The 6,294-nt window shown below is 59.9% G+C and carries 3 protein-coding genes; all 3 read left to right on the top strand.

The annotated features are described in order from the left end of the window. The first annotated feature begins 778 nt into the window (after nucleotides 1-778). Nucleotides 779-2,698, top strand: coding sequence for a putative bifunctional diguanylate cyclase/phosphodiesterase (locus ACZLZY_RS21350; protein WP_472936067.1), 1,920 nt, complete (start codon nucleotides 779-781; stop codon nucleotides 2,696-2,698). A 290-nt stretch (nucleotides 2,699-2,988) separates the two neighbouring features. Further along, complete coding sequence (locus tag ACZLZY_RS21345; protein ID WP_472936066.1) at nucleotides 2,989-4,203, top strand: adenylate/guanylate cyclase domain-containing protein; 1,215 nt, start codon at nucleotides 2,989-2,991, stop codon at nucleotides 4,201-4,203. A 482-nt stretch (nucleotides 4,204-4,685) separates the two neighbouring features. Further along, the gene (locus ACZLZY_RS21340) at nucleotides 4,686-6,254 is read left to right on the top strand and encodes an ABC transporter substrate-binding protein (RefSeq protein ID WP_472936065.1); all 1,569 of its coding nucleotides are present in this window, start codon (nucleotides 4,686-4,688) and stop codon (nucleotides 6,252-6,254) included. Nucleotides 6,255-6,294: the final 40 nt, after the last annotated feature.

Here is a 6,294-nt window from a genome sequence, read left to right as displayed (position 1 = left end):
CTGACACCATCAATCGGTTGGGCCTGTCCGAACTATGCATCCGACGTAGGCCGCCCTCAGGCAGCGACGGCTTCATCCTTATGGGGCCGCCGCGGCCCAGTTCCATGGCAGAATGAGGCATGTTGGCGATGCGAGAGAGGTCAGAGGCAGGCTAGGCCTGCGGATCGATGTCGTTGAGCGTGGCGGTTGCAATCATCGTCAGCATGAAGGCGCAACGATCGGCGAAGCGGTGCGAGAGCCAGCGGATGTCCAGGATCGTCTGCCGAGGACGACACCAAGTGGCAAGCACACCCCCACGTCAGACGGCCGCGAGGCTTCGTCGCGCGTCCCCCTCGACGCGGACTGCGAATTGAGGGTTCCCCACGTCGACTCAGCATCCCGGACACGGCGGACATGAGGTGCCGGCTGGCGCGCCACTCGGCCAGGCAGTGGGCAGATGCGCGCTAGGACGCGATAATCCGGCATCTCCACGCAGAGACATCGTCGGACTCGATCGTCGCGAACTTCGCCTGGAGTCCTTCGTCATTGGCAACCAAGAGCTCGCGGTTTGTATAACCATCATCCTGAGTGAACGATCGCCGACGGTACCTGAAAACGTCATCGACTTATCCATTCATTCAGATTCATCTTGGAGGGTATGCCTTCAGGACGGTATGCTCCATTAAATGCGTATTTACCTAGCGGCCAGTACATGGGAGAGCCAAATAGAACGACTGAAATAAAAGGGCGAAAATTTTACAGCCATCTGGCATTATAATTCTCGAATACGAGGACCGACATGCCCAGCGCTTTAAGATTATACCTCTGGTTGACCTTACGAGATACTCAGCCAAACTTAGCTATCGCTCAATGCCGTGAACTCCAGAGTCAAATTCCACTGCTCTACGCGCTGCTGAGCGTAAATGCGGTCGCGGTCGCGTATACCCATTTGGACTTCGCTCCTGCCTGGATGAGTGTTTGGGTGCCACTGGTACTAGTGGTCGTCAGCTTAATACGCCTCGTCGTCTGGATAAAAATGCCGGTGCGGGCGGTGAGTGGCCCAGAAGCCATCCTAACGCTCCGGAGAACTACGATCCTCGGCTGCTTGATTGCCGCTGCTTACATTTCTTGGTCGCTAAGGTTGGCCAGTTACGGTAGCTACCAACAGCATGCTCACGTAGCGATTTTTATTGCCGTTACCGTCATCGGCTGCATTTTTTGTCTGATGAACCTCCCTCAGGCTGCCCTTGCCGTCACTGCCATCGTGACCGTGCCCTACCTTGCCTACTACGTCTCCCTAGGAGACGATGTCTACATTGCAATTGCCCTCAACATACTTCTCGTGACCATCGTGATGATCCGAGTTCTGCTGAACAGCCATCACGGGTTCGTTCTTTTGGTCCGATCTGAAGCCGAGACCCAACGCCTGAATCACGAGGTTAATATTCTAGCCAACACAGACCCGCTAACGCGACTACCAAACCGTCGTCTATTTTTCTCGCATTTGTCCGAGCACATCAGCATGCAGGCTAAGGACGGCGGAAAAATTACCGTTGGAATTATCGATCTGGATCGCTTTAAGGCGGTCAATGATACCTATGGGCACATCGTCGGCGACCAATTGCTGGAAGTAGTCGGCGATCGCCTCCGTGCCGTATTTGGCTCCGACAGGCTGATCGCGCGACTTGGTGGAGATGAGTTCGCCTTCTGTGTCGAGATGGACGGAGAAGCCGCGACCGCAGTTGCTAACGATGCCTGCGAGGCACTGTCGGAGCCTTTCAGGCTTGGCGAAATTTCCGTCTCGATCGGAGCGTCCTGCGGGCTGTCGACCTCAACGCCCTTCGTTGACGGAGCCATGTCCGTTTACGATCGGGCGGACTACGCCCTGTACAGTGCCAAGAGCGAGCGGCGTGGGTTCGCGGTGCTCTATTCGGCCGAGCATGAGCGGCGTATCAGATCGGAGCGCGCTGTCGAAGCGGCTTTGCAAGCTGCCGACCTTGAGACGGAAATGGATGTCCATCTCCAACCCATCGTCACTGGCCCAACGGCAGAGACGACGGCGGTCGAGGCGCTGGCCCGGTGGACCAGCTCCTCACTTGGGCCGGTCCGCCCTGACATCTTCATCCCCATCGCGGAGCGCGCGGGGATCATACACCGTCTGACGTTAACCCTCCTCAGGAAGGCGTTAGTCCATCTCAGACGGCTTCCGTCCGAAATCAAACTATCGTTCAACCTGTCGGCGCATGATTTAACCTGCCCCGCGACGGTGCTGGGCATTGTGGCAGTCATCCGTCAGTCGTCTGTCGAACCCTCTCGCATCATCATGGAGCTGACTGAAACGGCGGTCATGCGCGACTTTGATGCCGCTGAGGCTTCGATCGTCTTGCTCCGCGGTCTTGGAGTTCAGATTGCGCTCGACGACTTCGGCACCGGCCATTCGAGCCTCAGCTATCTGCACCGCTTGCCGATCGATAAAGTAAAGATCGACAGAAGCTTCGTCGTTGGGACGGGAACCGAGTCCGGGCGCGAACTTTTGGCAGCCATCGTCGCCCTCTGCCGATCGATGAAAATGCAGTGTATCGCGGAAGGCATCGAAGAAACCTGCCAGCTAGAGATTCTGCGTGGCATCGGATGCGACACTTTCCAAGGCTTTCTGTTCGCCAAGCCCATGAGCATAGAGGATCTGATCGACTGGATGGCCGAGCGCAAGGCAGCGTAAGGTCGGGCAGCTAGTCGCGAGATCGCCCCGGGAGCGGATGGTCGGCTTTGAGCCCATCGCGGTATCGAAAATTATTTATGGCCTAGCCTGAAGCCTTGGCACCGCTTCAGCCGGCTTTTTGAAAACTGTTCGTCAACGCCATCGACGTGAAGTGAATCATGTCCGATGCGCTCCGTCGAAACTGACCTGCGCCCTGTCTCCGTGTGAGACGACCTGTCGATCCGTGGTCGATCTATTCCATATGAGGTGATCCGCGGGGATATCTGGTCCGCTATGGAAAGCCGACGATCATGACGAACGCCCAATTTCAGCGCATCGCCGCTTGGACCGCTCGGCAAGGTCTCGCCGGGGCCAGCGAGACGGAACTCCTGGACGGCTTCTGCGCCGAATGCACGGAGGCGGGTCTGCCGCTTGCACGCGCGATGCTGATCATCGACACGCTACATCCTATTTACGAAGGCAGGGTTTTCCGCTGGCGCAACGACGGTGTTCCCGAGGAGTCCATGGTCCAATACGGCCGCACCGACAGCGGCGCCGCCGCAGCGGACTGGCAATCCAGCATCTTCTACCAGATGCTGGCATCGGGCGATGAAGAACGGCGAGTCAAGATCGCCACGGACGGACCCCACCCCTGGAAGCATCTTGCCGAGCTGAAGGATACTGGCCACTCCGACTACGTTGCCTTCGTCCACCGCTTTTCCGGCGAGTCGAGCATCGGCGAGATGGACTGCCTCTATAGCTACTGGGTCACACGCGATCCCGACGGCTTCGACGAGGAGAACCTTGCCAACCTGCGCGCGCTGCTGCCTGCGCTGGCATTGGCGGTCAAATGCGCCTCGCTCGCCCGCATCGCGTCCACACTGGTCGAGGTATACCTCGGCCGCGATGCCGGACGCCTTGTCCTCAGCGGCCGCATCTCGCGCGGCGTCACCGAGACTATTCAGGCTGTGCTCTGGTTCTCGGACCTCCGAAACTTCACCACCATTGCGGACGCCGCCGAGCCCGGCGAGATCATTCCTCTCCTCAACGACTATGCCGGCGCCGCAATCTCAGCCGTACATGCTGCCGGAGGCGACGTGATGAAGCTCATCGGCGACGGGGTGCTCGCAATATTCAAGGCTGAGGACCCATCCGAGGCCTGCCGCTGCGCGTTGCGGGCCGAGGCGGACCTACGCAGGAGCGTTGCCGCCCTCAATGCGCGAAGGGTTGCAGGGCAGCTGCCGGTGACCACTGTGACACTTGGCCTGCACATAGGCCCTGTCTCCTACGGCAATATCGGCAGCGACGATCGGCTCGACTTCACCGTCGTCGGCCCTGCGGTAAACGAGGTCAGCCGCATATCCTCGATGTGCCGTTCGGTCGACCGCGGCATACTTGTTTCCGCGGACTTTCGCGCGGCGACTCCTCAAGACGAGCAGGAGAACCTCGTATCCGTCGGCCGCTATGCGCTACGCGGCGTCGGGCGGGCACAGGAACTGTTCACCATCGATCCGGCGATCCTCTGACTAAAGGCGGGGCGCAATCAGTCAGCCATAGGTGGACTGCGGTCAGGCAGCTTTTCGTCGTTTGCGGAATGGTAGCTTTTATAACGATCAACCCGAAAGCTGCCTGTCTGCTCTCGGCCCGACCTCGTCATGTAACTTGTGTCAAGCCGCGCCTGAAAGCCGTTATCATGCGATATCGGCGGCAGCGTGCGCGGCGATGTTGCTCTGCTTGCCCTATGCACTGTCCCCAAGCAGACGCTCATGCTGACTTATTGGGACATGGAACCAGGAAGTTGTCTGTCTCAAGATTTCCATCGTTTCCATAGGTCGCCTGTTGCCTTTTGCGGGGCGGCACTAAGCCGGATAGCCAGAAGCGTTACGTGATCCCTCCAGAGGGACAGAGAATGCGGCCGGGACTTTCATCAATCCGTCGCGTGGCTGTCACCCGGCGTTCGCACTGCGGCTCTAACACTCGCCACTTCCAAGACAAACGGAGTGGTTTTATGATACTGCGTGTTTTCACGACGGCATTGACCGCGGGGTTTCTTGCCCTCGGCAGCGCTGCGCCTGCCGCGACCCAAGCCGAGAGCCGGCCGAACATCGTCGTTGCCGTCGCCGACAACCCGCCAACGCTCGAGCCCGCCAAGGAACTATCCAATGTCGGCACGCGCATCACCTATTCCGTCTTCGACACGCTGATCCGCCGCGACTTCTTGTCGGCCGAAGGCGGCGGCGGCTCGACGCTCGTCCCTTCGCTTGCCACGGATTGGAAGCGGACCGACGACAAGACGCTGGAAGTGACGCTTCGTCAGGGAGTGAAATTCCACAACGGCGCGGACTTCACAGCCGAGGACGTCGTCTTCACCTTCTCGCCCGAGCGCCTGATCGGCAAGGATTCGCCGCTGCCTCAGGGCCGCGCCTATTTCGGCGTGCTCGACCGTGTGGAGAAGGTCGACGACCACACCGTGCGCTTCGTCACCAAGCAGCCCGACCCGCTGCTCGAACAGCGCCTCGCCTCCTGGGCGGCCTGGGTCGTCAACAAAGCGGACTGGCTGGAGAAGGCCAAGGGCAAGGGATTTGCCCAGTTCCCGGTCGGCACGGGTCCATTCATGCTCGACGACTACAAGGCCGACCAGCATGTACGGCTGAAGGCCTTTGACGGCTACTGGGGCGGCAAGCCTACGGCGGAGAGCGTCACCTTCCAGAAGGTGCCTGAGCCCGCCGCGCGCATCGCTGGTCTCGTCAGCGGCGAGTTCGACATCATCGCCAATGTCGCGCCCGACCAGATCGCCCAGATCGACGGCTATGACGACATCGAGACTCGCAGCGTCGTCCTCGCGAACGCCCATGTCCTCGTCTACAACACCGACAAGGGCGTGCTGGCGGACAAGCGGGTGCGCCAGGCGATGAACCTCGCCATCGACCGCAAGCTCCTGGTCGATGCCCTCTGGGCCGGCAAGGCGACCGTGCCGAACGGCCACCAGTATCCCGAATATGGCGACATGTACCAAGCCGACCGGCCGGCCCTCGAATACAATCCGGAGAAGGCGAAGAAGCTTCTCGAAGAGGCAGGCTACAAGGGCGAGCCGATCGCCTATTCGACCGAGCCGAACTACTACCTGAACGCCCTTCCGGCAGCCCAAGCGATTCTCGAAATGTGGAAGGCCGTCGGCATCAATGCCACGCTCGATGTCCGCGAAAAGCTCGACACGATGCCGAATGATGAGCTGATGGTGCGCAACTGGTCGAACTCGACCCGCTATCCCGATCCTGTTGGCGGGCTGTGGAACACCTGGGGACCCTTTGGCTCAGCCCAGAAGACTTGGGAGACCTGGGCCCCACCGGAGTTCAACACGGTCGGCCAAGCCCTCGAGACGACGCTGGACCACGCCAAGCGCTTCGCCCTCGCCGTCAAGCTGATGGACATCTTCGAGGACGACGCGCCGGGCACCATCCTCTACCAGCCGCTGGAAACCTACGGCGCGCGCAAGTCACTGAAATGGCAGCCCTATACCTTCTACTACATGGACCTCAGGCCGTATAACCTGAAGGACGAGGCGCACGGCTCGTGACGTCAGCCGTTCTTGAGCGCCACCGCGCCGGCCAAGCCGA

Source organism: Mesocryomonas lacus (assembly GCF_055730135.2).
The sequence above is the reverse complement of the archived record's forward strand: the minus strand, read 5'-3'. Positions and strand labels throughout refer to the sequence as shown.

Bases quoted from the DNA above. Each gene is read 5' to 3' on its own strand.
- ACZLZY_RS21350 (WP_472936067.1), top strand. From the start codon at position 779: ATGCCCAGCGCTTTAAGATTATACCTCTGGTTGACCTTACGAGATACT.
- ACZLZY_RS21345 (WP_472936066.1), top strand. From the start codon at position 2,989: ATGACGAACGCCCAATTTCAGCGCATCGCCGCTTGGACCGCTCGGCAA.
- ACZLZY_RS21340 (WP_472936065.1), top strand. From the start codon at position 4,686: ATGATACTGCGTGTTTTCACGACGGCATTGACCGCGGGGTTTCTTGCC.